The organism is Rheinheimera mesophila (assembly GCF_000986865.1).
Lineage (GTDB): Bacteria > Pseudomonadota > Gammaproteobacteria > Enterobacterales > Alteromonadaceae > Pararheinheimera > Pararheinheimera mesophila.
The window spans coordinates 257,548-279,950 of record NZ_LAVS01000001.1 but is presented as its reverse complement, the minus strand read 5'-3'; the positions used below and the strand labels follow the sequence as shown (position 1 = coordinate 279,950).

The 22,403-nt window shown below is 47.8% G+C and carries 19 protein-coding genes and 1 pseudogene; 13 read left to right on the top strand and 7 right to left on the bottom strand.

Annotated features, from left to right (window positions below):
- The first annotated feature begins 33 nt into the window (after positions 1 to 33).
- The 3 genes from SD53_RS01245 to SD53_RS01235 all read left to right on the top strand — a co-directional run bounded on the left by SD53_RS01245 (position 34) and on the right by SD53_RS01235 (position 3,727).
- Positions 34 to 2,187: a TonB-dependent siderophore receptor gene (locus SD53_RS01245; RefSeq protein ID WP_046518364.1), complete on the top strand. Its 2,154-nt coding sequence runs from the start codon at positions 34 to 36 to the stop codon at positions 2,185 to 2,187.
- A gap of 7 nt (positions 2,188 to 2,194) precedes the next feature.
- On the top strand, positions 2,195 to 3,394 hold the full coding sequence (locus SD53_RS01240) for a PepSY-associated TM helix domain-containing protein (RefSeq protein WP_046518363.1): 1,200 nt from the start codon (positions 2,195 to 2,197) through the stop codon (positions 3,392 to 3,394).
- 114 nt (positions 3,395 to 3,508) lie between these two features.
- Positions 3,509 to 3,727 (top strand): hypothetical protein, encoded by a 219-nt coding sequence (locus SD53_RS01235; RefSeq protein WP_125060836.1) that lies wholly within the window; start codon positions 3,509 to 3,511, stop codon positions 3,725 to 3,727.
- A gap of 86 nt (positions 3,728 to 3,813) precedes the next feature.
- On the opposite strand, the gene purH is transcribed toward SD53_RS01235, so the two are convergent.
- The 3 genes from purH to dusB form a co-directional block, all read right to left on the bottom strand.
- Complete coding sequence (gene purH, locus SD53_RS01230; protein ID WP_046518409.1) at positions 3,814 to 5,400, bottom strand: bifunctional phosphoribosylaminoimidazolecarboxamide formyltransferase/IMP cyclohydrolase; 1,587 nt, start codon at positions 5,398 to 5,400, stop codon at positions 3,814 to 3,816.
- 344 nt (positions 5,401 to 5,744) lie between these two features.
- The gene (gene fis / locus SD53_RS01225; protein ID WP_008897208.1) at positions 5,745 to 6,035 is read right to left on the bottom strand and encodes a DNA-binding transcriptional regulator Fis; all 291 of its coding nucleotides are present in this window, start codon (positions 6,033 to 6,035) and stop codon (positions 5,745 to 5,747) included.
- 18 nt (positions 6,036 to 6,053) lie between these two features.
- Positions 6,054 to 7,028, bottom strand: a complete 975-nt coding sequence (gene dusB, locus SD53_RS01220; protein WP_082101742.1) for a tRNA dihydrouridine synthase DusB — start codon at positions 7,026 to 7,028, stop codon at positions 6,054 to 6,056.
- Positions 7,029 to 7,364: 336 nt separating this feature from the next.
- On the opposite strand from dusB, the gene SD53_RS01215 reads away from it, so the two are divergent.
- The 4 genes from SD53_RS01215 to SD53_RS01200 all read left to right on the top strand — a co-directional run bounded on the left by SD53_RS01215 (position 7,365) and on the right by SD53_RS01200 (position 11,801).
- Complete coding sequence (locus SD53_RS01215; RefSeq protein ID WP_046518361.1) at positions 7,365 to 7,790, top strand: copper chaperone PCu(A)C; 426 nt, start codon at positions 7,365 to 7,367, stop codon at positions 7,788 to 7,790.
- 11 nt (positions 7,791 to 7,801) lie between these two features.
- Positions 7,802 to 8,779 (top strand): DUF2333 family protein, encoded by a 978-nt coding sequence (locus tag SD53_RS01210; RefSeq protein ID WP_046518360.1) that lies wholly within the window; start codon positions 7,802 to 7,804, stop codon positions 8,777 to 8,779.
- A 3-nt stretch (positions 8,780 to 8,782) separates the two neighbouring features.
- Positions 8,783 to 9,532, top strand: a complete 750-nt coding sequence (locus SD53_RS01205; protein ID WP_046518359.1) for a TIGR04219 family outer membrane beta-barrel protein — start codon at positions 8,783 to 8,785, stop codon at positions 9,530 to 9,532.
- A gap of 106 nt (positions 9,533 to 9,638) precedes the next feature.
- On the top strand, positions 9,639 to 11,801 hold the full coding sequence (locus tag SD53_RS01200) for a response regulator (protein ID WP_046518358.1): 2,163 nt from the start codon (positions 9,639 to 9,641) through the stop codon (positions 11,799 to 11,801).
- On the opposite strand, the gene SD53_RS01195 is transcribed toward SD53_RS01200, so the two are convergent.
- Complete coding sequence (locus tag SD53_RS01195) at positions 11,773 to 12,687, bottom strand: TIGR03899 family protein (RefSeq protein ID WP_046518357.1); 915 nt, start codon at positions 12,685 to 12,687, stop codon at positions 11,773 to 11,775. The genes SD53_RS01200 and SD53_RS01195 overlap by 29 nt on opposite strands.
- Before the next feature lie 307 nt (positions 12,688 to 12,994).
- Between SD53_RS01195 and SD53_RS01190 the strand changes: the two genes are divergently transcribed.
- Positions 12,995 to 15,211: a two-component system response regulator gene (locus SD53_RS01190; protein WP_046518356.1), complete on the top strand. Its 2,217-nt coding sequence runs from the start codon at positions 12,995 to 12,997 to the stop codon at positions 15,209 to 15,211.
- Between the two features lie 61 nt (positions 15,212 to 15,272).
- On the opposite strand, the gene SD53_RS01185 is transcribed toward SD53_RS01190, so the two are convergent.
- Positions 15,273 to 16,340: a methyl-accepting chemotaxis protein gene (locus tag SD53_RS01185; protein ID WP_241481731.1), complete on the bottom strand. Its 1,068-nt coding sequence runs from the start codon at positions 16,338 to 16,340 to the stop codon at positions 15,273 to 15,275.
- 16 nt (positions 16,341 to 16,356) lie between these two features.
- Here SD53_RS01185 and SD53_RS18705 point away from each other — a divergent pair, with 16 nt between their 5' ends.
- Entirely contained in the window at positions 16,357 to 16,611 is a 255-nt protein-coding gene (locus SD53_RS18705; protein ID WP_162198658.1) for a hypothetical protein, read from the top strand.
- 68 nt (positions 16,612 to 16,679) lie between these two features.
- Here the strand turns inward: SD53_RS18705 and ppa are convergent, their stop codons facing one another.
- Together ppa and SD53_RS01175 are read right to left on the bottom strand one after the other, a co-directional pair.
- On the bottom strand, positions 16,680 to 17,210 hold the full coding sequence (ppa, locus tag SD53_RS01180) for an inorganic diphosphatase (protein WP_046518355.1): 531 nt from the start codon (positions 17,208 to 17,210) through the stop codon (positions 16,680 to 16,682).
- 319 nt (positions 17,211 to 17,529) lie between these two features.
- Positions 17,530 to 18,504, bottom strand: coding sequence for a class 1 fructose-bisphosphatase (locus SD53_RS01175; RefSeq protein ID WP_046518354.1), 975 nt, complete (start codon positions 18,502 to 18,504; stop codon positions 17,530 to 17,532).
- A 200-nt stretch (positions 18,505 to 18,704) separates the two neighbouring features.
- On the opposite strand from SD53_RS01175, the gene mpl reads away from it, so the two are divergent.
- The 4 genes and pseudogenes from mpl to SD53_RS01155 all read left to right on the top strand — a co-directional run bounded on the left by mpl (position 18,705) and on the right by SD53_RS01155 (position 22,389).
- On the top strand, positions 18,705 to 20,054 hold the full coding sequence (mpl, locus tag SD53_RS01170) for a UDP-N-acetylmuramate:L-alanyl-gamma-D-glutamyl-meso-diaminopimelate ligase (protein WP_046518353.1): 1,350 nt from the start codon (positions 18,705 to 18,707) through the stop codon (positions 20,052 to 20,054).
- A 24-nt stretch (positions 20,055 to 20,078) separates the two neighbouring features.
- Positions 20,079 to 20,699, top strand: a pseudogene (locus SD53_RS01165) (flavin prenyltransferase UbiX); the annotation flags it as partial.
- On the top strand, positions 20,696 to 21,622 hold the full coding sequence (locus SD53_RS01160; RefSeq protein ID WP_046518351.1) for an ABC transporter ATP-binding protein: 927 nt from the start codon (positions 20,696 to 20,698) through the stop codon (positions 21,620 to 21,622). The pseudogene SD53_RS01165 and the gene SD53_RS01160, both read left to right, overlap by 4 nt.
- A complete protein-coding gene (locus SD53_RS01155) occupies positions 21,619 to 22,389 on the top strand; it encodes an ABC transporter permease (RefSeq protein ID WP_046518350.1) in 771 nt (256 codons plus the stop codon). The genes SD53_RS01160 and SD53_RS01155 overlap by 4 nt, the downstream gene beginning before the upstream one ends.
- Positions 22,390 to 22,403 lie beyond the last annotated feature (14 nt).

The window sequence follows — 22,403 nt, the reverse complement described above, 5'->3', positions numbered from 1 at the left end:
CTGTGCAGCCTTTATTGCTGCTTTGAGGCTGTTATGTCGTCCTTACGCTCTCCTTCGTTGTTAGCTATTGCTGTTTTTACTGCGTTGAATTCAATTCCTGTTTATGCCCAACAGTCAGATCAACAACATTCTGATACACACCAAGCGGATAAAGATCTGGAAGTGATAGAGGTCAAAGGCCGCGCTCAGACGTTATACCGGGCGTCGCAAAGCAGTGTTGGAACCAGAACAGAGACAGATTTAGAGCTGGTACCACAAAATATTCAGGTATTGCCAGAAGCGCTGATCCGCGATCAGGCCGCCCGTCAGGTGACTGATCTCTACCGCAGCATGAGTGGTGTTAGTGCTTTTAGTTACTCAGGTGTCACCTTTCGCGGATTCCGCCAGGACGAGATTTTATATGATGACGTAAGAGGCGATCCATTTAATGGGTTTGCTGTGCCTCAGCTATTTAATGTGCAAGAAGTACAATTACTCAAAGGCAGCAGCGGCGCTTTATACGGCAGCAGCGCTCCTGGTGGTTTAATTAACTACGTAACTAAAAAGCCGCAGCGCACAGCGAAAAACCAACTGGAATTGGGCCTGGGCAATGATGATTTTTGGCAAGGCTCGCTGGAGTTAAGTGGTCCACTAACCGAGCAGCAAGCCTATCGTTTTGGTTATTACCGTGATTCAGAGCAGCCGTTTCGCTGGAATACCAAAGTTGAAAACGACATTCTGGACTTAGGTTATCTGATTGATATCACAGACAGCACCAGCCTGACACTGCAATACAATACCTTAACTCAGGATTATCAGGGCGCCCGTTTACGGGGTGTACCTACGGATGATCAGGGTAACTTTATTGGCGACAGAGCCTGGAACCACAACGAAGCCACAGATTTCCAGTCGTTAGAAGCAGATGTCTGGCAGGTGCGGGCTGACCATGAATTTAACAGCAACTGGCGCACCGATTTAACCTGGCGTCATTACGACAATACCGAACTGCAAAACTACCACGAACCTTTCTGTAGCTTCGACACAGATGGCGATGGCGTGGTGGATTATTGCCGCCGTCAGTTCAGGGACCAGCGCCGTGAAAATACCGCAGACAGTATCACCTGGAACAATATAGTGGAGTTCAGCACTGCGGGTTTAAACCACCAGTTGTTAATTGGTGCAGATACCATGACGCAGGACTCGTACTTTTTAGGCCGAAATGTAGCGCCTATAGAGCAGGGAGGGAAGGCGACAGGTATTAGCCTGACAAATCCTGTGTATGGCCTGACCTCAGCGGCTGATTATGATATCGACAGCATCAAATCTACCCCAACCGATACCACTGCTGTGCGTCAGGGTTTTTATCTGCAGGATCAACTGGATTTAACCTCAAGCTGGAACCTACTGCTGGGGGTACGCTGGGATAGTTTTGAAGATAAAAACAATATGGACTCGTCTAAAGTGGATGGTAACGACAGCTCCTGGCGTGTCGGTTCTACCTACCAGTTGACCGACTGGGTGCGTTTGTATGCACTCAAAGGCACAGGTTTCAGCCCGCAAGCTACTGCCTCTCAGGTGCCTGAAGTGGGTGGGCCTTTTGAAGCGGAGCAGTCCAGTATTATCGAAGCGGGTGCGCGTTTTTCTTTGCTGAATGATGCAATACGCCTGAATCTGGCCACTTATGAAATGGTGAGAAATAACATACTGCAGGCGGACCCCCGGGGTGATGTCGGTGGGGATGGTCGTGACGATCAAATAGCTTTGGGTGAAGTAAAAAGTAAAGGCGTGGAACTGGACTTGCTGGGCGACTTAACCGACTCCTGGGTGCTGAATGTTAACTACGCCTACAACGATATCCGTATTGTCGAAAGCACCAGCGTTATTACCAATGCGGTGGGTGACAAATTTGCCAATGCACCACAACATCAGGTCGGGGTATGGAGCCGTTACGAGCTGGATGGCATTAACTCGGCTATAGCGGCCGGTATGGATTATGTCAGCGACCAGTTAAGTATTGATGGCCAGCGGGTAAAATCCTACACCGTCTTTGATATGAGCTGGCAAACCCGCTGGCAACAATGGTTGTTTCAGGCCAATCTGAAAAACCTGTTTGATAAAACTTATGCCACTGCTGGTTTTATTGAGCGTACCGGCCATTTCCCGGGTGAGCCACGCCGCTTAATAGTCACAGCCAGTTATCAGTTCTAAGCTGACTATGAACGGCAGAAGTTGGTTTAAGTTACATTCCTTTGCAGGTTTTGCTTTTGGCCTGCTGATGTTGCTGGTCTGTCTGACCGGTACGCTCGCTGTGGTCAGCCATGAAATTCAGTACCTGTCGGATCAAAAATACCGGGCCTTGTCTGAACGACAAGGTCCTGTACCCTGGCAGGTGCTGGAGCAAAATCTAGCCAAAGCTTATCGCGACTATCAAATCAGTAACCTGAATGTGCCAGAACAATGGTATCTGGCGGGGGCTGTGAGTTTGCACAAGGGCCCTGAGTTTAAATTTGTTTATTTTGATCCCGCTTCCGGTGCTTTAACAGGCGAAGGCCCCTGGGGCACAGTGTCGCGCTTTTTGCGTAATATCCATATGTACCTGTCGCTGGGTTCTACTGGCAAAATCATAGTCACCAGTTTAAGTTTTTTGCTGCTGATTATTTTAATCAGCAGTTTTTATGTCTACCGGCAGTGGTGGCTTAAAGGTTTTCAGTTGCCTCGTGGCGCTAAAGCCTCCAGCCGCACTTTTTGGTCCGACTGGCATAAATGGACTGGCGTCTGGTGCTGGGGTTTTATTCTGCTGATGTTTTTAACAGGCCTCTGGTACTTTACCGAACACTTTTTACTGAAGTTTAAAGTGGAGCATTATCCAAAAGCGCCGAAACTGGAACAGGCTATTACCCACAAAGCTTTGTCTTTAACCGAATTAATGCAGGCTGCACAAAAGGCCAGACCTGAACTGGATATCAGAGCTCTGAACTATCCGTTGTCGGACCAAGCGCCTGTAGTGGTGACAGGGCAGGATGATACGCTGCTGGTGCGCGACAGAGCCAACCGCATTTACCTGCATCCGGTGACGGCTGATGTGCTGAAGATCCAAAAAGGCGGCGAGTTAAAACCTGTGGCCTATATCTCCGATATGGCAGATCCGCTGCATTTTGGTAACTTTGCCGGGCTTGGCGTCAAGCTGCTGTATTTTGTGTTTGGGCTGGGGTTTAGCTTTTTAGTGGCGGGTGGGCTTTGGATGCACTGGCTGCGTACCAAAAGGCAGCAGCCGGAGCTGATGCGCTGGCTAGGCTGGACTGGTGCTGTTTCATCGGTCATAGTAGTCATGGCTTTGGTGCTGACTTCGGTGCAGTTTTCGCAGCGTGATGCAGACAATCTGCCTTTGTCACCTGTATTAGGGGCACTGCGTTAGATTGGTTTTAATTTATTCAGAGTGTTTTCTGGTATTGATGAAACCGCCGTTTGCGTCGTGGTACAGAATAGACTTTGCCCGGTTTTCTGGATGTGGATCAATAAGGAATTATGCGTGTTAGAGGCCGTTCGTAATGGGGATATACATCCAATGCATTTTGTGTTGGGGTTTTACTGTTTGGTTATTTTTGTCTGCTGCCTGATGATTAATCTGATCATGGCAAAGACTAAGGGGTACGGCTGGAAAAAAGCTGTGATTGTTGCCTGCATTCCAGTAGTCAACATGGTTTTTTCGTTAATTTACTTAGGTTTGCCGAAAAAAGACAAAGAGTAACTTTCTACTTGGGCCATGTTAGCTGGCTCTTTAACGTAGAAAAAGGCGGAAACTCATCCCGCCTTCATTGATTTAAACTTGTGTGTTTAGTGACGGAAATGACGCACGCCAGTGAAGATCATCGTCATGCCATGCTCGTCGGCAGCGGCGATGACTTCGGCATCACGCATCGAGCCACCAGGCTGGATCACGGCTTTGATACCTGCAGCAGCGGCGGCATCAATACCATCGCGGAACGGGAAAAACGCATCGGATGCCATGACGGAGCCTTTGACTTCCAGGTTCTCGTCGGCGGCCTTGATACCGGCGATTTTAGCGCTGTAGACGCGGCTCATCTGGCCTGCGCCGACGCCAATAGTCATGCTGTCTTTGGCATACACAATAGCGTTTGATTTTACATATTTAGCCACTTTCCAGCAGAACAATAAGTCACGTAATTCATCTGCAGTAGGCTGACGTTTAGAGACTACTTTTAAGTCATCCAGGCCGACCATTTTCTGATCACGGTCTTGTACCAACACACCACCGTTAACCCGTTTGATATCAAAACCAGTAGTTTTGCTGTCCCATTCGCCACACACCAGTAAACGCACGTTGGGTTTGGCGGATACCACAGCAGCGGCTTGAGCTGTAGCGCTTGGCGCGATAATGACTTCAACAAACTGACGGCTGACAATAGCTTCCGCAGTTTTGGCATCTAATTCGCGGTTAAAGGCGATAATGCCACCAAAAGCAGAAGTTGGGTCTGTTTTGTAGGCGCGCTCGTAAGCGGCCAGAATGTTCTCACCAATAGCGACACCACAAGGGTTGGCGTGTTTAACGATCACACAGGCTGGTTCGTCGAATTCTTTTACGCACTCTAAAGCAGCGTCAGTGTCGGCGATATTGTTGTACGACAGCTCTTTGCCTTGCAGTTGAGTGGCGCTGGCCACTGATGCTTCCTGAATGCTGTTTTCAACATAAAAAGCCGCGCTTTGGTGGCTGTTTTCACCGTAACGTAAGTCTTGTTTTTTCACAAACTGAGTATTAAAAGTGCGTGGGAATTTGCTTGGTTTGGCATCTTCATCACCGTATGCCGCCAACATAGTACCGAAGTAGTTGGCAATCATACCGTCGTATTGGGCTGTATGCTCAAAAGCACTGATAGCTAAACTAAAACGGGTGGCATGAGTCGTAGAGCCGGCGTTCGCAGCCATTTCGGCTAAGACTTTGTCGTAATCGGCCGCGTTTACCACTATAGTGACGTCGTTATGGTTTTTCGCCGCAGCACGCACCATAGTCGGGCCGCCGATATCGATGTTTTCAATAGCATCTTCTAAAGTACAACCTGCTTTGGCCACAGTGTTGGCGAATGGATACAGGTTGACGACCACTAAGTCGATAGGCTTGATATTGTTTGCTGCCATTACCGCTTCATCCAGACCACGGCGCGCCAGAATGCCACCATGTACTTTGGGATGCAGCGTTTTGACGCGACCGTCCATAATCTCCGGGTGACCTGTGTAATCTGATACTTCAGTCACTGCTATGCCTTGGTCTGCCAATAACTTGGCAGTGCCACCTGTGGACAAGAGTTCCACACCCTGGGCTGCTAAAGCACGGGCAAATTCAACTATACCGGTTTTATCTGACACGCTTAATAAGGCGCGACGGATTGGACGAGCTGCGTTCATTGGATCATTCTCCGCTGTAATGGTTAATTCGGACCAGCACTGTTGTGGTTCACAGCCTTCGGATAACACAAAGCCAGGACATAAGCATAGAGAAAAAAGGCTTTGCTGTATCGCCGGGATCGCTGGTGAAATCCCTTATTTACTTCACATACAACTTAAAGTGATTCCGCTAAGTCATTGGCGTTGCAGCAAGGCGGCAAGGATTCGAGTTCCCAGGAGCATAGTCCACTATGTGACTGGGGCGAGAATCCGCAGCCAACGAAGCTGCAGCGTCATGAGCGACGCGGAAAAACAAAAAAGCACCCGAAGGTGCTTTTGATTGCGGGACTCCTCCCGCGAGGGCATTAACTCATGCCGTATTGTTTCAGCTTCTTGCGCAGAGTACCGCGGTTGATGCCCATCAGGTTGGCAGCGCGGGTCTGGTTGCCGCGAGTGTATTTCATCACTTCTTCTAATAACGGCTTTTCTAATTCGGACAACACTAATTCGTACAGGTCATTGACGTCCTGACCGTTTAATTGTTGTAAGTAGTTCGCCACCGCTTTTTGTACCGCGTTGCTTAAAGGCTGCGGTTTTTCTTGCGTTTGAACATGGGCGTTGGTGATAAATGGCGAAGTCACGTTTTGATTAAACATTGCCTAGTCTCTTTTACGTTAGGTTGCTGCTAGTAATTGCTCGAAATACACACTCAAGGTATCCAACTGCTGTTGGGCCTGTTCGATACCATTAAATTCACTGCGAAACATGCCTTCGCTGTCATGCTCAGCCAGGTACCAACCCACATGTTTGCGGGCAATACGTGAGCCAGGCACTTCACCGTATAATTGGTGTAAGCCACGGACATGCTCCAGCAAAATATCCCTGACTTCGCTCGTCGAAGGCGAAGCCAAATGTTCACCAGTTTGCAGATAGTGCACCACTTCACGGAAAATCCAGGGTTTGCCCTGAGCGGCCCGGCCAATCATGACCGCATCTGCTCCGGTATAGTCCAATACAAATCTGGCTTTTTCCGGCGTAGTGATATCGCCATTGGCAATCACCGGGATAGACACATTTTGTTTAATAGCGCGGATAGTGTCGTACTCCGCCTCTCCTTTATACATACAGGCTTTAGTGCGGCCATGAACCGCTAAAGCCACAATGCCGTTGTCCTGCGCTATTTGCGCTATCTGTACGCCATTTTTATGTTCGATGTCCCAGCCAGTACGAATTTTTAAGGTCACAGGTACTGTGACGGCCCGAACCACGGCCTGAATAATCTGCTGCACTAAATCCGGATACTGTAACAGTGCCGAACCCGCCAGTTTTTTATTCACTTTTTTTGCCGGACATCCCATGTTGATGTCGATGATTTGGGCGCCATGTTCAACATTAAACACAGCAGCTTCAGCCATCTGATCTGGATCCGAACCGGCAATTTGCACCGATCGAAGACCAGATTCGTCCTGGTGAGTCATACGATTTAGCGATTTTTCACTTTGCCAGACCAAAGGATTGCTCGACATCATTTCTGATACAGCTAAACCTGCACCAAAACGACGACAAAGCTCACGAAAAGTGTAATCCGTCACTCCAGCCATAGGAGCACAAATGACATTGTTCGCTAATTGATATGGACCTATGCGCACCGCTAAAACCAAGGCTCTACCCTAAAGGGGCGCTAAGTTTACGGATTTTTACCAACAATGCAAAGGTTATTATTTAAACAAAAGTATAAATTTATAGGGGGTTGCTGGGTTGACAATCACTAAACGTCTGAAAACTAGACTTTCTGAAATGTAAAACCCAGCAAAGTCGCGAGGCCTGCTGACAGATAATTGTATCGATGCTGTTTTTCTCATCAATTTGCGGCAAAAAATTGCGAAAGACTTTCAGCACAGAAGTCAATGCTTTTCGTCTGTGAGGTTTGTTGGCCTATCCAGTGTCGTGTAAGATAAAGCAATGATCTTTAAAGGAGAAGCTTGATGAAGAAATGGATAGTTGCTGCAATATTTAGCCTGAGCAGCACAGCGACTCTGGCAGGAGTCGTAGTCACAGATGCCACCATCCGGGAAATGTTACCGGGTCGCAGTATGACTGCCGGCTACTTTAGTCTGAAAAATGAAACTGATGTAGCGGCTGAGCTTGTCAGCGCCAGTAGTCCACAGTTTGGTTCTGTGGAACTGCATCAGCATAGCCATAAAGATGGCATGATGAAAATGGAGCAGGTGCAGTCTGTGGTTGTTGCCGCCGGCGAGCAGGTGCATTTTCAGCCCGGTGGTTTGCATTTGATGTTATTTGATGCCAAAACCAGTGTGACTCCGGGTCAGCAGATCCCGTTACGTTTAACCTTCAAAGACGGCCAATCTATCGAAGTTCAGGCTTCGGTCAGTGCAATTCCGACTCATTAAGGAGTGCTCCAATGAACAGATTCAGGATCCTCAGTTTAACAATACTGTTCGTTTTTATCTTGGGCTATGGCACCGCCTGGTGGGCCAGCAGTGAGCCTGAATTGTTTGATGTGAAAGATTTATCGGCAGAACTAAGTCCCGAACATAAACAAACCGTGGGCTATACCACCACCAGTGCCTTGATCCGGGTGCTGGAGACTTTACTGACTAAAAACGCCGGTTTTACCAGCAATGATGTGATGCCGCCTTTTTCTCTGCTGGACAATATGCCAGCCTGGGAGTTAGGAGTCTTAGAGATGTCGCGGGATTTGGCGTTGGCGCTGCGGAAGGATTTAAGTCGTTCCCAATCTCAGTCTATTGAAAACCAGTACTTAAAATTGGCGCAGCCTATGCTCAACATTGATCATCGTAGCTGGGCTGTGCCGGCCGCTGAAACCGAGTATCAGCAGGCCATCCGGCAATTAGTTTTGTACCGCACTGCATTATTGGATCCGGCAAAAACCGACAGTCAGTTTTATACCAGAGCCGATAATTTGCGTGACTGGCTGAAAAACGTGGAAAAACGTCTGGGTAGCTACAGCCAGCGTTTGAGTGTCAGTGTGGGCCAAGACAGATTAAATACCGATTTGGCGGGCGATAGAAATGCCAGACAGTCGACACTGACCGCTGAATCTAACCGGATCAAAACCAGTTGGTGGAGCATTGATGATGAGTTTTATGAGGCGCGTGGTGCGTGCTGGGCTTTGTTACACCTGTTAAAAGCGATAGAATTGGATTTCGCCGACGTGTTGACCAACAAAAACGCCATGATTAGCTTACGCCAGATTGTCCGTGAGCTGGAGGCGACTCAACAGCCCGTTTGGAGTCCGATGATCCTCAATGGCCGGGGTTTTGGTTTTATGGCGAATCACAGTCTGGTGATGGCGAATTACATCTCCAGAGCCAATGCGGCTCTGTTGGATTTAACTGAATTATTAGCGCAAGGATAAAGCATGAAAAAGTCTTTAGTAAGTATGGTAGTGATGGCAGTATTGGCAGTTCCTGCAGCAATGGCAGATACCATTGGTGGGGTGTATCTTGGTGCAGATCTGCATTTCGCTGATGCTAAAGGTAGCTTTGGTCAGACAGGCAATCAGCAGAACTTTGAATTCGACGATAAAAACTTAAGCAGCTTTTACATCAAAGTTGAGCATCCTGTTCCTTTGTTGCCAAATATCAAGCTGCAGCGTAATAGCATAACGTCTGACGGTACGACCAGTTTAAACCGTACTTTTGAGTTTGCCGATCAGGTTTTTGCTGTCGGTACTCAAGTCGCTCAGGATCTGGATTTATCCAACATTGACGCCACTTTTTACTACGAGCTGCTGGATAATGACTTAGTAAGCCTTGATTTAGGCGTTACCGCTAAATACATTGACGGTGATATTACGGTGGCAAGCCAGGGCCAAAGCGCAACGCAGGACCTGTCTGCGGTGATCCCTATGGGGTATCTGTACGGTAGTTTTGGTTTATTAGGCACTGGTACCAAAGTCTTTGCTGAAGTCAATTATGTCAGCTATGACGGCAGTTCTCTGTCGGATATGCAGTTTGGTGTGGCTTACGAGTTGATCGATTCATTGGCTGTTGATCTGGCGTTAAAAGCTGGCGTGAAAAAAACCAAACTTGAACTGGACGATATTGATAATCTGGATGCAGATTTGACTTTCGACGGTGCTTTTATTTCTGCTGAACTGCATTTCTAACACCAGATAAACCAACGACCTGACCCTGCCTCAACGCAGAATAACTATTGTTCTGCTTTGAGGTCCAGCTTATAGTGCGGGTCAGGGATATCAGAGTTCAATTGACATGACGTTAAAAGCTAAACTGGGTTTGGTGATAGGTTCAGTGGTACTTGTTGTGCTGTGTCTGTATATATCAGCCAAACTGCAGTTACGTCATGAAACTATGGTCAGAGTACAAGCCGAGCAGCAATTGCTGATGAGTTTGTCTTTGATGGTGGAACCTTTTTTAGTTCAGAATAAAGTAGAGCAAGTCAAAGGCCATCTGCTGGCCACCAGCTTTTCAAGCACTTTACCTATCAAAGCTATTTTGGTGTATCAGGCGGATGGCAATTTGTTTGCCGCCACCCAGTTTCCGCGCGAACTGTTTAATTTTAGCCCAACCCGTGATTTAACAGGACAAAAAGCCCTACAGGACGGCTCTACGTTGTTGTGGTCCACTGTGATGGTCACCCCTGCCAGTATGAGTTATTTCGACAGCAATAAAGTTGCGGCTGAGGGCAGTACCTTAGGTTATGTCGCTATTCAAATATCGCCATTGCGTTTATCGCAGTTGTGGTGGTGGCAGAGCGGTTTGTGGGGCACAGTTTTAGTGACTATTGTTGTTGTGGCATTGTGGTTACAGCGCCGAATTTTTTATCATCAACACCAACGATGGCAAGCCTTTTTACGACAAATTCAAGATGTGCTTCAGCGACCGGGAGTGGATGAAAAAAAGCTCCTGGCCTTTGATACTGCGGAGCTGAATCAGCTTACCCGTCAGCTTTGTGCGCAGCAACAACAGTTGCAACAGCAACTTCAGCAGCAAAGCCAGTTAGAGCAACAGCAAGGGCAACATAGTCAGGCAGAGCGTGAGCAATTGGAGTTAAACCATCAGCAACAACTGAAGGCTCTGGCTGAGGATTTAAAGCACAGTCAATATAGGTTACGGCAGTGGCAACAGCTTGCTGTGTTGGGCCAGCAGGGGCAAGTAGAGCAGCAGACTCAATTGCTCAACTGGCTGCAAACTCAGGAGTTACTGGACAAGATTGAATTGCAGCCGGAGACCGTATGGTTTCCGCAATGGCTGGCTTCGCAAGTGGCGCTGTGGCAAAGCGAACTACAGCTTGAAAAAGTGCATGTTGTGGTGGTGGAAGATCCGGCTCTAAGCTTGTCTGAAGTGCAGTTTTTCGCTCAACATACGGCGGAGTTACTGAAGCAAATCGTCTGGCTGGTGATGCAGGATCTGCAACAAAATGAACTGAGTTTGCATGTTAACCTGCAGGCCTTCTCTGAGAATAAACTCCTGCTGCAGTTCGACCACTCAGGCCAAAGCAAAGCCATAAGACAGGCGATTTCGACAACAGACCCTAGCGCAGTGGTTCCGCAACTCTGTGCCCGATTAATGTCCCGGCTCGGTGCAAAATTAGCGGTCTCGGCTCTGGAGGACTTAGGCTGCTCAGTGCGTGTGGAATTGACCCTGACCGCAGTGAGCAGTCAAGAACTTCCTATGTATCAAACCGCAGTTTATCTGGATGCCAACCCGATCAGAGCTGCGGTATTAAAACAAAGCGTATACTCTATTGCAGAGCAAGTGATCCACATCCAACAGCTACAGCAACTTCAACTGGAGGTGCAACATCGACTGGTCGATTTAGTGCTGGTCCAGTTGCCCGGCCCCGAGGCTGCAGATCAGCTTTGGCAGGACCTGAATCAGTTGACAGTCCGTACTCCGGTGCTTGCATTTTGTGAACCGACCCAATTGAACGATTGGCAGGCATTATTGCAATGTCCGGTGCTGAGCAATCCTATGTTGTCAGCGCATATCCGGCACTGTCTTGCTGGTCAAGCTACAGAACAGCCACTGCGATTACTGGTGGTGGATGACAACACCACGAATCTGGCTTTTGTAAAAGCCATACTGGGGCAGCAGCAGTTCGAGGTTGACACTGCGGCAACCGGCGCTGAAGCGATACGCCTTGCCAAGAGTGGCAGGTATCAGTTGATTCTGATGGATATTCAGTTACCAGACATGTCTGGAGTCATGGCTACTCATATGATCAGACAGTTACCTCAACATCAGGATACGGTGATCATGGCATTTACCGCCCATGCCTCAACTCAGGAGATCCAGCAGTTCCATCAGGCAGGCATGAATGATGTAGTGATCAAGCCGTTAGATGCACATAAAGTGGCGGATTTGATCCGACGTTGCCAGCAACTTAGCTGTCAAAATCTAATACCGGGCTAAACAGTTGTTTCACCGCTTGCAGATAAGCCGGGTTAGCCTGACTGTTTAATAAAGGCAAGAGTTCTGCCCCCACCGGAGTAAATTTGTAGTACTGCAATACCACACCTGAGTGCCTGGCTTTACAGGTTAATTGGTGTTGATGGTATTGCAGTTGCAGACTTTGCTGCGGGATCAATTCACCACTTTCTATCTCAGTTTGATGCAACAGATTTAAGTCAATCAGGCTTAGGATTTGCGGATAAGTCAGGCCAAACTGGCTCAGATTCAACACGGCTCTGCTGCGGCCGGTCAGTAACTGCCAAACTGAGGGTTTGCGGACATAACCAAAATAAATATGACCGCTGTCCTGCAATCTGACTCTGCAGGTCAGACTGGCTGCTTTTTGTAACGCCAGGGCTTCTTTGTAACTCATTCGTTGTAACAAAAATAAGGTTTTTAGCGAAAAGCTACCGGGCTGACCAATTTCACCTGCCAGTATCTTCGCCCAGAGCTGTTGCATGGTCTGATTGGAAATATTCAGCACTAAATCACAGTACTGCTGAAACCAATCCGGGTCTACATCGATATCTGCGACGTAATCCGGGCAAAAGTCTAGTGCCAGCGCCATGATTTTTTCTAAATTGGCCTGTTGGCGTTCTTTATTCATCCGTTCACGCCGTTCGGCGCGTTGTGAAAGTGTTGGTCCTTTAAAGCCGGTGTCAATAGAAACTGGAGCGCCGGAGCGCTGTGCCAGCCGTTGGTGACGTTGATTAAAGTCACTTTCCTGAACCTGGCTGACAGCCTCCGGAGTAGCAGTGCTGCTTTTGGCAGCGAACTCCTGGCCCAACTGACTGCGCGCCAGTTGCAATAAACGTTGATGACCACGACCTGCAGAGATTTTCTGCATGAATACACCTCAGGTGAAGACTGTTCTTTGTATTGAATTTTCACAATAGCGCAAAAAAGTGGTCAGGACTGCAAAAGAAGTTTGCCAATGTGTTAAATCAATGATTTTTAATGGTTTTAATAAAATGAATTGCTTTTTTTGTCCGAGGGTATAGTGTAGAACAACTGGATTAAAAGCTTACCAAGGAAAGCTGTAAGATGGGCTCTGATTGCTAAAGCTAATTCAGGGTATATGCTTGTATTTGTGCAACAGAACCTTGATATGCTTTCAAAAAGTCCATTATAGCTGATGTAAAAAAGGTCGGAGCATGGTGTCAAAAGCAGCAGATGATGATTTTCTGTTCCTCGCAGAAGACGAAATAGATTCGGAAGCAGAAACCCAATCCAGCGGTGAGTGGCACCTGCTGATTGTGGATGATGACGAAGAAATTCATACGGTCACTAAGCTGGCTTTGTCCGACTTATTGGTTTTAGATCGTAAGTTAGTATTCCACCATGCCTTTTCTGGTAAAGAAGCGCTGAAGTTTCTGGCACAACATCCGTATATCGCGGTCATTTTACTTGACGTGGTGATGGAGTCTGACGACGCAGGCCTTAAGGTTGTGCAGCAAATCCGTGATGAATTAAAAATGGACGAGGTACGGATAGTTCTGCGTACTGGTCAGCCCGGTTATGCTCCGGAAGAGAGCGTGATCAAAGAATACGACATCAATGACTACAAAACCAAAACTGAGCTGACCCGCAACAAACTGGTTACTGCTATCATTTCGTCCATCCGCAGTTACCAGCAAATTCGCACTATCAATCAGAACCGTATCGGCTTGCAGAAAATTATCAATGCTGGCGCCAATTTGTTGGAGCAGCATTCACTGCATGAATTTTCGGAAGGGGTGGTGACTCAGATCTCTTCGCTTATTGGTTTGCACGCTGAAGGGGTGCTCTGTGCTCAGATTGAAGACGATGGCAGCAGCAGTGACAATATCTATGTGTTAGGAGCTGCAGGGCATTATGCGCCTTATATCAAGTGCAAACTGGAGCGGTTGAACAACCACAGAATTATTCAGCAAATCACCACTTGCCTTGAAGAAAGGCGGCATATCTTCACTGAAAAAGATACGGTGTTGTATTTAGGCAACACGGAACATGCAGCCGCTGTTTACATTGAAACCAACAGACCAGTAGAAGATTTTGACCGGCAGTTGATTGAGGTATTTTTAAGCAATATTTCAATTGGCTACGAAAATGTCACACTGTTTCAGCAGCTCAAACATGCCGCTTATATCGATCCTTTAACCAAGACACCAAACCGTAACGAGTTTACTGCGTTGTTGCAGGAAACCCGTCGTCTGGATCCTGCCCGTAATGTGGCTGTACTGATTGATATCGACCATTTCTCTGATGTAAACGATGGATTGGGGCAGGAAACAGGCAACGAGTTATTGATTGCGATCACGCACCGGCTGGTTGCTCAGTTTGGCGAAATCGCTCAGATCGGTCGGATTGGAGCCGATGTCTTCGGTCTGATTGGGCCTGAGCAAGCACTGACGCCTGAGTCTTTGTCCGGTATTTTTGAGATGCCATTCCAATGTTCTGAACATTCGATTCAAGTCAATGCCAGCTTTGGTTTCTGCCGGTTACGCGACAGCGCTATGCATGGTCTGACTATTCTAAAGCATGTGTATATAGCGCTGAACAGAGCCAAAAAACATCTGGCGCAAAACTATGAATATTACAGTGCTCAGATGGAAGAGCAGATGGTCGACAGGCTGGTCATGTTGCGCAGTTTGCGATCAGATTTCCAGAAAGATAAATTACAACTTTGGTATCAGCCACAAATTTGTTTAAAAAGCGGCCATGTACTGGGGATGGAAGCATTGCTGCGCTGGCCCCAGGCGGATGGCAGTTTTGTATCTCCTGCGGTGTTTATCCCTTTGGCCGAGTATTCGGGCCTTATTATTGAAATCGGGGACTGGGTATTACAACAGGCCTGTAAACAGCTACAGAGTTTAAAAGCTCATGGATTTCCTCAATTACGGATAGCGGTGAATGTGTCGATGCCGCAGTTTCGTAATCACAGGTTTGTGCAGTCTGTTATTGATTGTGTGGAACGTTACCAGGTCGATCCGGCGTTACTGGAGCTGGAGATTACCGAGTCTGTGGTGATGGACGATCCACAAATTGTGATTGCGGCCCTAAACAAGCTAAAAACCTTTGGGATTAAAGTCGCGATTGATGATTTTGGTATAGGTTTTTCGTCTTTAAGCTATTTACAACAGTTGCCTTTAGATCGGATTAAAATTGATCGTGCTTTTATTCAGGATTTCGCTCGCCCCAACGGCACCTTAATCGCTGAGACTGTAGTGACCTTAGGCCAGAAGCTTGGTTTGGCGACTATAGCCGAGGGCATTGAGACTAAAGCTCAAGAAGAGGCAGTGCGGACTATGGGCTGCCAGGAAGCACAAGGCTTTATGTACGCCAAGCCAATGACAGCGGCGGATTTGCTGAAGTTTTTAGCCAAAAGTTAACTTATCAGAGCAGAGTCAAATGCAGCCTGGCTGTTTCATTTGACTCTGACCGCTGGCCGTTTTAGCGGGCTGCAATTAACGCCAGTTGTTCTCCCATCTGCTGTAACTCTTTACTGTTTTGTTGGCTTTGTGTGGTATGAGTGGTGATATCCCGGATGTAAGACAGCATAGTTTTAGTTAAGTGTTGCTGTTCATCCGTTGCTGAGGCGATTTCCTGATTCATCGCACAAATTTGCGCTATGCTGCCGGTGATCTCCTGCAACGACAAACCGGCCTGATTGGCTGATTGCACACTCAAATCGGCTTGTTCGCTGCTTAACTTCATTTTTTGTACTGCTTCACGGGCCGCACTTTGTAACTGTTCAATAGTGCGCTGGATTTGTTCTGTGGATTTTTGTGTGCGCGATGCCAGGGTGCGGACTTCATCTGCAACTACGGCAAAACCACGGCCTTGTTCGCCAGCCCGTGCTGCTTCAATGGCTGCGTTTAATGCCAGCAAATTGGTTTGCTCCGCTATCCCTTTAATAACTTCCAGTACGGCGCCAACCTGATTACTGTCTTGCTCCAACTGAGCAATAGTAGCCGATGCCTGCTGTAAGTTTTGTGCCAGTTGCTCGATATTCTGCACTGTACTGAAGACAGTCTGCTGACCTTGTTTGGCTATTTGGTTGGAATGGTTTGCTGCTTCGGCTGCCAGATTTGCGCTTTGCACTTCATCCAGCACGCTTTGGTTCATCGACTCCACCATAGTCAAGGTTTGACCTACAGTATGTTGTTGTTGCCCCAGATGCTTTTGCTCGTCAGCCGCCATATGACGGATAGCGGCGACCAGTTGTTTTAACTGCTCATGCTCAGAGGCAGATTGCTGCTGTTGCTGCTGCAGCAGGTCAAGCCACTGATTAAATTGTTCACGCTCTTGAGTCAACTGACTGGTTCCGACAGTGGTTAATCTCAACGCCAGATTTTTTTCCTGCACAGAGCGCTGAATTAACAACTTTTGCTCAGCAATGTAGTGCTGATAGCTTTGAACTGCCGATTGAACCAGTATCCAGTTTAGTCCCAGAGCGAATGCAATAATCAGCGCCGACCCAAGCCAGTGGTGGGCCAGCACAGTGACCAGTAGCAGCATAGTCAGCAGCGTGATAGTGACAGATAGTATAATTTTGGTCCGCGCAGACCCGATTTCAAACAAAGCCATAACCTTACCCCTGCACTACTTCAATCTCGTGGCTGAAGTAGAATTTATTATTTTAATAATGAAATTGGTCGCGCTAAGCAAACTCAATCTGCTGCTGAAAATAACAGATATTTGCGCAAGTTTTTATCAGATTTTGCGTTTTTTTGAGAAAAAGCTATTGCGGCTGTGCAACGGCGGCAGTACAGCGGCTAGGGGGGATTGAGTTACTGTATTTGGGTACTGAAACTGAGTAAAAAACGGCACCCTGGTGCCGTTTTTTTATAGCAAGTCTTACTTTTGCTGTGCGCGTTCGAAAGAGCTGGTAATTTCAGCTTTAGCTTCAGCTTTGTCGCCCCAGCCGATGACTTTGACCCATTTGCCTGGCTCTAACTCTTTGTAACGTTCAAAGAAGTGCTGGATTTGGTTTTTCAGCAGTTCTGGTACGTCGTTCAGATCCTGAATATGGTCATAGATCTTTGTCAGTTTGCTGATTGGCACCGCCAATACTTTTGCATCTTCACCTGACTCGTCCGCCATTTTCAACACAGCAACAGGACGGCATTTGATCACTGCACCTGGTACCAATGGGTAAGGTGTTGGCACTAGCACGTCAACCGGGTCGCCATCTAACGACAGCGTGTGGTTTACAAAGCCATAGTTGCACGGATAAAACATCGGAGTCGCCATAAAGCGGTCAACCCAGACAGTGCCTGTGTCTTTGTCTACTTCGTATTTAATTGGATCGGCATTGGCCGGAATTTCAATGATGACATTAATTTCATCTGGCAGATTTTTACCTGCGGCAACCTGACTTAAGCTCATAACGCTTCCTCTGTTCTGAAATTTGGTGCTGCATTATAGCAGCGGACGTGAATATGGCTATAGCCGTCGTACTTGCAGCCGCAGCTTTGTTGCCTGCGCGCTTTCGCCCCACTCACATAGTGGACTATGTTCATGGGGTCTCACTTTCTTGTCGCCGCGCTGCAACTGCAATTACTTAGGCTAATAGGCGTCGTACTTGCAGCCGCAGCTTTGTTGCCTGCGCGCTTTCGCCCCACTCACATAGTGGACTATGTTCATGGGGTCTCACTTTCTTGTCGCCGTTCTTTCAACCTGAGAAAGGCGCTGATCAACCAAGCCACTACATCGGCTGATGATACTGCAGGCAGCTTTCCACTTCGTGTTTTGAGCCTAAAATGACCGGGACCCGCTGGTGAATATCCACAGGCTGGATCTTCATAATCCGCTCATAGCCTGTCGTGCTGGCACCGCCTGCCTGTTCGACCAGAAAGCTCATTGGATTGGCTTCATACATCAGGCGCAGTTTGTCTGGTTTTTTCGGGTCTTTTAAGTCCCGTGGGTAAGCAAAGATACCGCCCCGGCATAAAATTCTGTGTACATCACCGACCATAGCGGCTATCCAGCGCATATTAAAGTTTTTACCACGTGGGCCTTCTTTGCCTTTGAGCAGGTCGGCAATGTAATTCTGCATTGCAGGTTGCCAGTAGCGTTGGTTTGACATGTTAATCGCAAATTCAGAGGTCACACCTGGAATACTGACCTGTTCTGTGGTCAGCAGAAAACCGCCATAGGTTTTATCCAGCGTATACATTTTGGTGCCTTTGCCTGTGGTCAAAGCCATCAGGGTAGCAGGGCCGTACAAGACATAACCTGCGGCAATCTGAGCTGTACCAGGTTGCAGGAAGATAGACGGATCGGCTGGATCTGCGCCTTGCGGGGCAGGCAGGATAGAAAAAATAGTGCCTATTAAGCTATTGATATCGGTGTTGGACGAGCCATCCAGTGGGTCGAAGGTCACCAGGTATTTACCTTGTGGATTGCCTGGGACAGTGCTTTCTTCTTCTTCAGAAGAAATCGCCATTACAGAACCCGTTTCGAGGATCAGATCTTTGAGCAGCTCGTTGGAGATGACATCGAGTTTCTTCTGAGTTTCGCCCTGCACATTTTCATTTAAAGTGGACCCCAACACATCGGAGAGTTCACCCTGGCCAACCCGGAACGAAATTTCTTTACAGGCAGCAACTATACTTTTAATCAGATCTATCAGTTCTGCATCTGCGCCATCTAGACGCAGGGCCGGAGCCAATCGACGCATAACACCATCCTTTTTTCTGTAGGTAGAGGAAGCTCTGGCCGCAGTATGAGTTTTGATTAGAGGCTGTCGGCCACAGCAGCAGCCATTTTAATCAAGTTCAGGCTAAATTGCAGGTTTCTCACTGTTTTATTTCAGCTGTTCTTCAGAGTCCTTTGCTAGAATGGCTGCAACATCCAAAATGGACCGGCTAAGGATCGAGTATGCACATTCATATTTTAGGTATTTGTGGCACTTTTATGGGCGGTATAGCCGCTATTGCAAAAAGTCTTGGGCATAAAGTGACAGGCTCCGATGCCAATGTGTATCCGCCTATGAGTACTCAGCTTGAACAACTGGGCATAGAACTGACTCAGGGCTATGATCCGGTGCACCTGCAACCCGCGCCTGATTTGGTGATTATTGGTAATGCCATGTCACGTGGTAATCCGGCTGTAGAATATACGCTGGATCAAAATATTCCGTACAGCTCTGGCCCGCAGTGGTTGGCAGAACAGGTACTGCATCAGCGCTGGGTGCTGGCTGTCTCTGGTACTCATGGTAAAACCACCACCAGTAGCATGCTGGCCTGGGTGCTGGAGTACGCAGGTTTAAAACCTGGTTTTTTAATAGGGGGTATTCCGCAGAACTTTGACAGTTCAGCCCGTTTAGGCGACTCACCGTTTTTTGTGATTGAAGCCGATGAATACGACACGGCATTTTTTGATAAGCGCTCCAAGTTTGTGCACTACCGACCCCGCACTTTGGTCATCAATAACCTGGAATACGATCACGCTGATATATTCCCGGATTTAGCTGCTATTCAGCGGCAGTTCCATCATTTACTCCGTATGGTGCCAGCCTCTGGTCTGGTGTTAAGCCCAGCCGGTGTCGAAGCTGTGGATCAAACCTTAGCGATGGGCTGCTGGAGCGAACAACAGCGTTATGGCAAAGACTGGACTGTCGAATTAAAACAACCGGATGGCAGCGTATTTGAGCTGTTTTATCAAGGCAATTCACAAGGCACCTTGCATTGGGATTTGTGTGGCAACCACAATGTCGAAAACGCTGTAATGGCGATAGCCGCAGCCCGCCATGTTGGTGTGCCTGTTGCTGTATCTATTGAAGCTTTAACCCAGTTTGTCGCGCCCAAACGCCGGATGGAACTCAAAGGCACAGTCCAAGGCATTGCTGTGTATGACGATTTTGCCCATCACCCTACAGCTATTGAAACGACTCTGGCAGGTTTACGGGCCCGGGTCGGGGATGCCAAAATCTGGGCTGTGTTAGAACCTCGCTCCAACACCATGCGGATGGGTGTGCATAAGTCGGCTATTGCTGATTCGTTGCACCATGCCGATCAGGTGCTGCTGTTTGAACCAGCTAACTCGGGTTGGTCACTCTCTGCTGTAGCAGAACAGATGCCTGGCAGAGCACAGGTGTTTCAGTCGGTGGAATTAATAGTGGCCACTTTGGTTGAAAAAGCCGCTGCGGGGGATCATATAGTGATCATGAGCAATGGCGGTTTTGGTGGTATTCACCAAAAGCTATTGGATGCCCTGACAGCAGATTAAAGCTGCCCTCATTCTAAAGAAGAGAACTCCATGACCCAAGAAGTCACTTTAGCTTTTACCGGCGCTTCAGGCGCTGGCTATGGCTGGCGTTTGCTGGAAAATTTACTGGCACAACAGGTCAAAGTACATCTACTGATTTCCAGTGCCGCCCGTGTGGTGTTTGCCACTGAATATGATTTAAAACTACCGGGTGGCCCTGAAGCCTGCCGGGATTTTATTCTGGAAAAAACCGGTGCCAGCAAAGAGCTGCTTGCTGTGTATGGCAAAGACGACTGGTTTTCGCCTTGTGCTTCAGGTTCTGCCGCACCGAAGCAGATGGTGATTTGTCCATGCTCCACCGGCACTGCAGCCGCTATTGCTCATGGTATGAGTGATAATCTGATCGAGCGGGCGGCTGATGTGGTGTTAAAAGAACGTGGTCAACTGATTGTTGTGCCGCGTGAAACTCCATTGAGTACCATTCATCTGGAGAACTTACTGACGTTGTCAAAAGCAGGCGCTGTGGTGATGCCGGCCGCGCCTGGTTTTTATCATCAGCCGCAATCAGTCGATGATTTAATCGACTTTATGGTGGCGCGAATTCTGGACCATTTAGGTTTAAAGCAGCAGTTAGTCAGCCGTTGGGGCTATGGAGATCCACAGTGACTTTAGCGTTAGATATTCAACAGTTACACAAGGTGTATAAAAGCGGTACTGTGGCGTTGAGGGGCATAGACCTTCAAGTGCAGCAAGGCGATTTTTTTGCTTTGTTGGGCCCCAATGGTGCCGGTAAAAGTACCAGCATTGGCATTATCAGTTCCTTGGTAAACAAAAGCAGTGGCACGGTCAAAGTGTTTGATTATGACCTGGACACGCAACTGGAAGATGCCAAAAGCCAATTGGGACTAGTACCGCAGGAGTTTAACTTCAACCAGTTTGAAACTGTGCTGCAAATTGTACTGAATCAGGCCGGTTATTATGGCGTGCCACGTTCTTTAGCTTTGGTGCGGGCCGAGAAATATTTAGGCCAGTTAGGGTTATGGGACAAACGCCATGCCCGCTCGCGTGAGCTGTCTGGCGGCATGAAGCGCCGTCTGATGATAGCCCGTGCGTTAATGCATGAACCTAAGTTACTGATTTTAGATGAACCTACCGCAGGCGTGGATATTGAACTGCGCCGTTCTATGTGGGAGTTCCTCAAAGAGATTAACCAGCAAGGCGTGACTATTATTCTGACCACTCATTATCTGGAAGAAGCGGAGTCTTTGTGTCGCAATATCGCCATCATCGACAAAGGCCAGATTGTTGAAAATACCAGCATGAAAAACTTGCTGAGTAAGCTCAATAAAGAAACCTTTTTACTCGATATTGCTCCGACCGCCAGTGCCGTGACTCTTGACGGTTATAGCTTCCGGCAGCTCGATAACCATAGTCTGGAAGTGGATGTGGAAAAAGCTCAGGGCCTCAATGGCGTATTCACTGCCTTAACGGCGCAGGGCATTCAGGTACTGTCGATGCGTAATAAAGCCAACCGTCTGGAAGAGTTGTTTGTCAGTCTGGTCGAAAACGGACGCGGAGCCAAAGCATGAGTTCACGTAATTTAATAGCGCTGCAAAGTATTCTTTATAAAGAAACCAACAGATTTATGCGGATTTGGGTGCAAACCCTGGTGCCACCGGCCATTACCATGACCTTGTATTTTGTTATCTTTGGCGCTTTGGTTGGCTCCCGTATTGGCGAGATGGGCGGCTTCAGTTATATGGAGTTTATAGTGCCAGGCCTGATTATGATGTCGGTGATTACTAACTCCTATTCGAATGTCGCGTCGTCTTTTTTCAGCGCCAAGTTTCAGCGCAATGTGGAAGAACTGTTGGTGGCTCCTGTGCCTAACTACATCATAGTGCTGGGGTATGTCGGCGGTGGTGTGGCGCGCGGTATTCTGGTGGGGTTAATCGTATCCCTGCTCTCGCTGTTTTTTGTCGATATCAAAGTGCATCACTTGTTTATCCTGATGTCGACTGTGGTGCTGACCGCCACTTTGTTTTCGCTGGCGGGTTTAATTAACGCAGTCTATGCGAAAACTTTTGACGACATCAGCATTATTCCAACTTTTGTACTGACGCCTTTAACTTATTTGGGTGGGGTGTTTTATTCGCTGAGTTTATTGCCGGAGTTTTGGCAGTACGTATCGAAAGTGAACCCTATTGTCTATATGGTAAACGCCTTCCGTTATGGTTTTTTAGGTGTCAGTGATGTCAATCTGGTGTTCGCTTTCAGCGTCATTATTGGTTTTATTCTGGTGTTTTTTAGCTTTGCAATGTACCTGATTAGTAAAGGCACAGGGCTTCGAAGCTAAGCTTGTTTATCCCT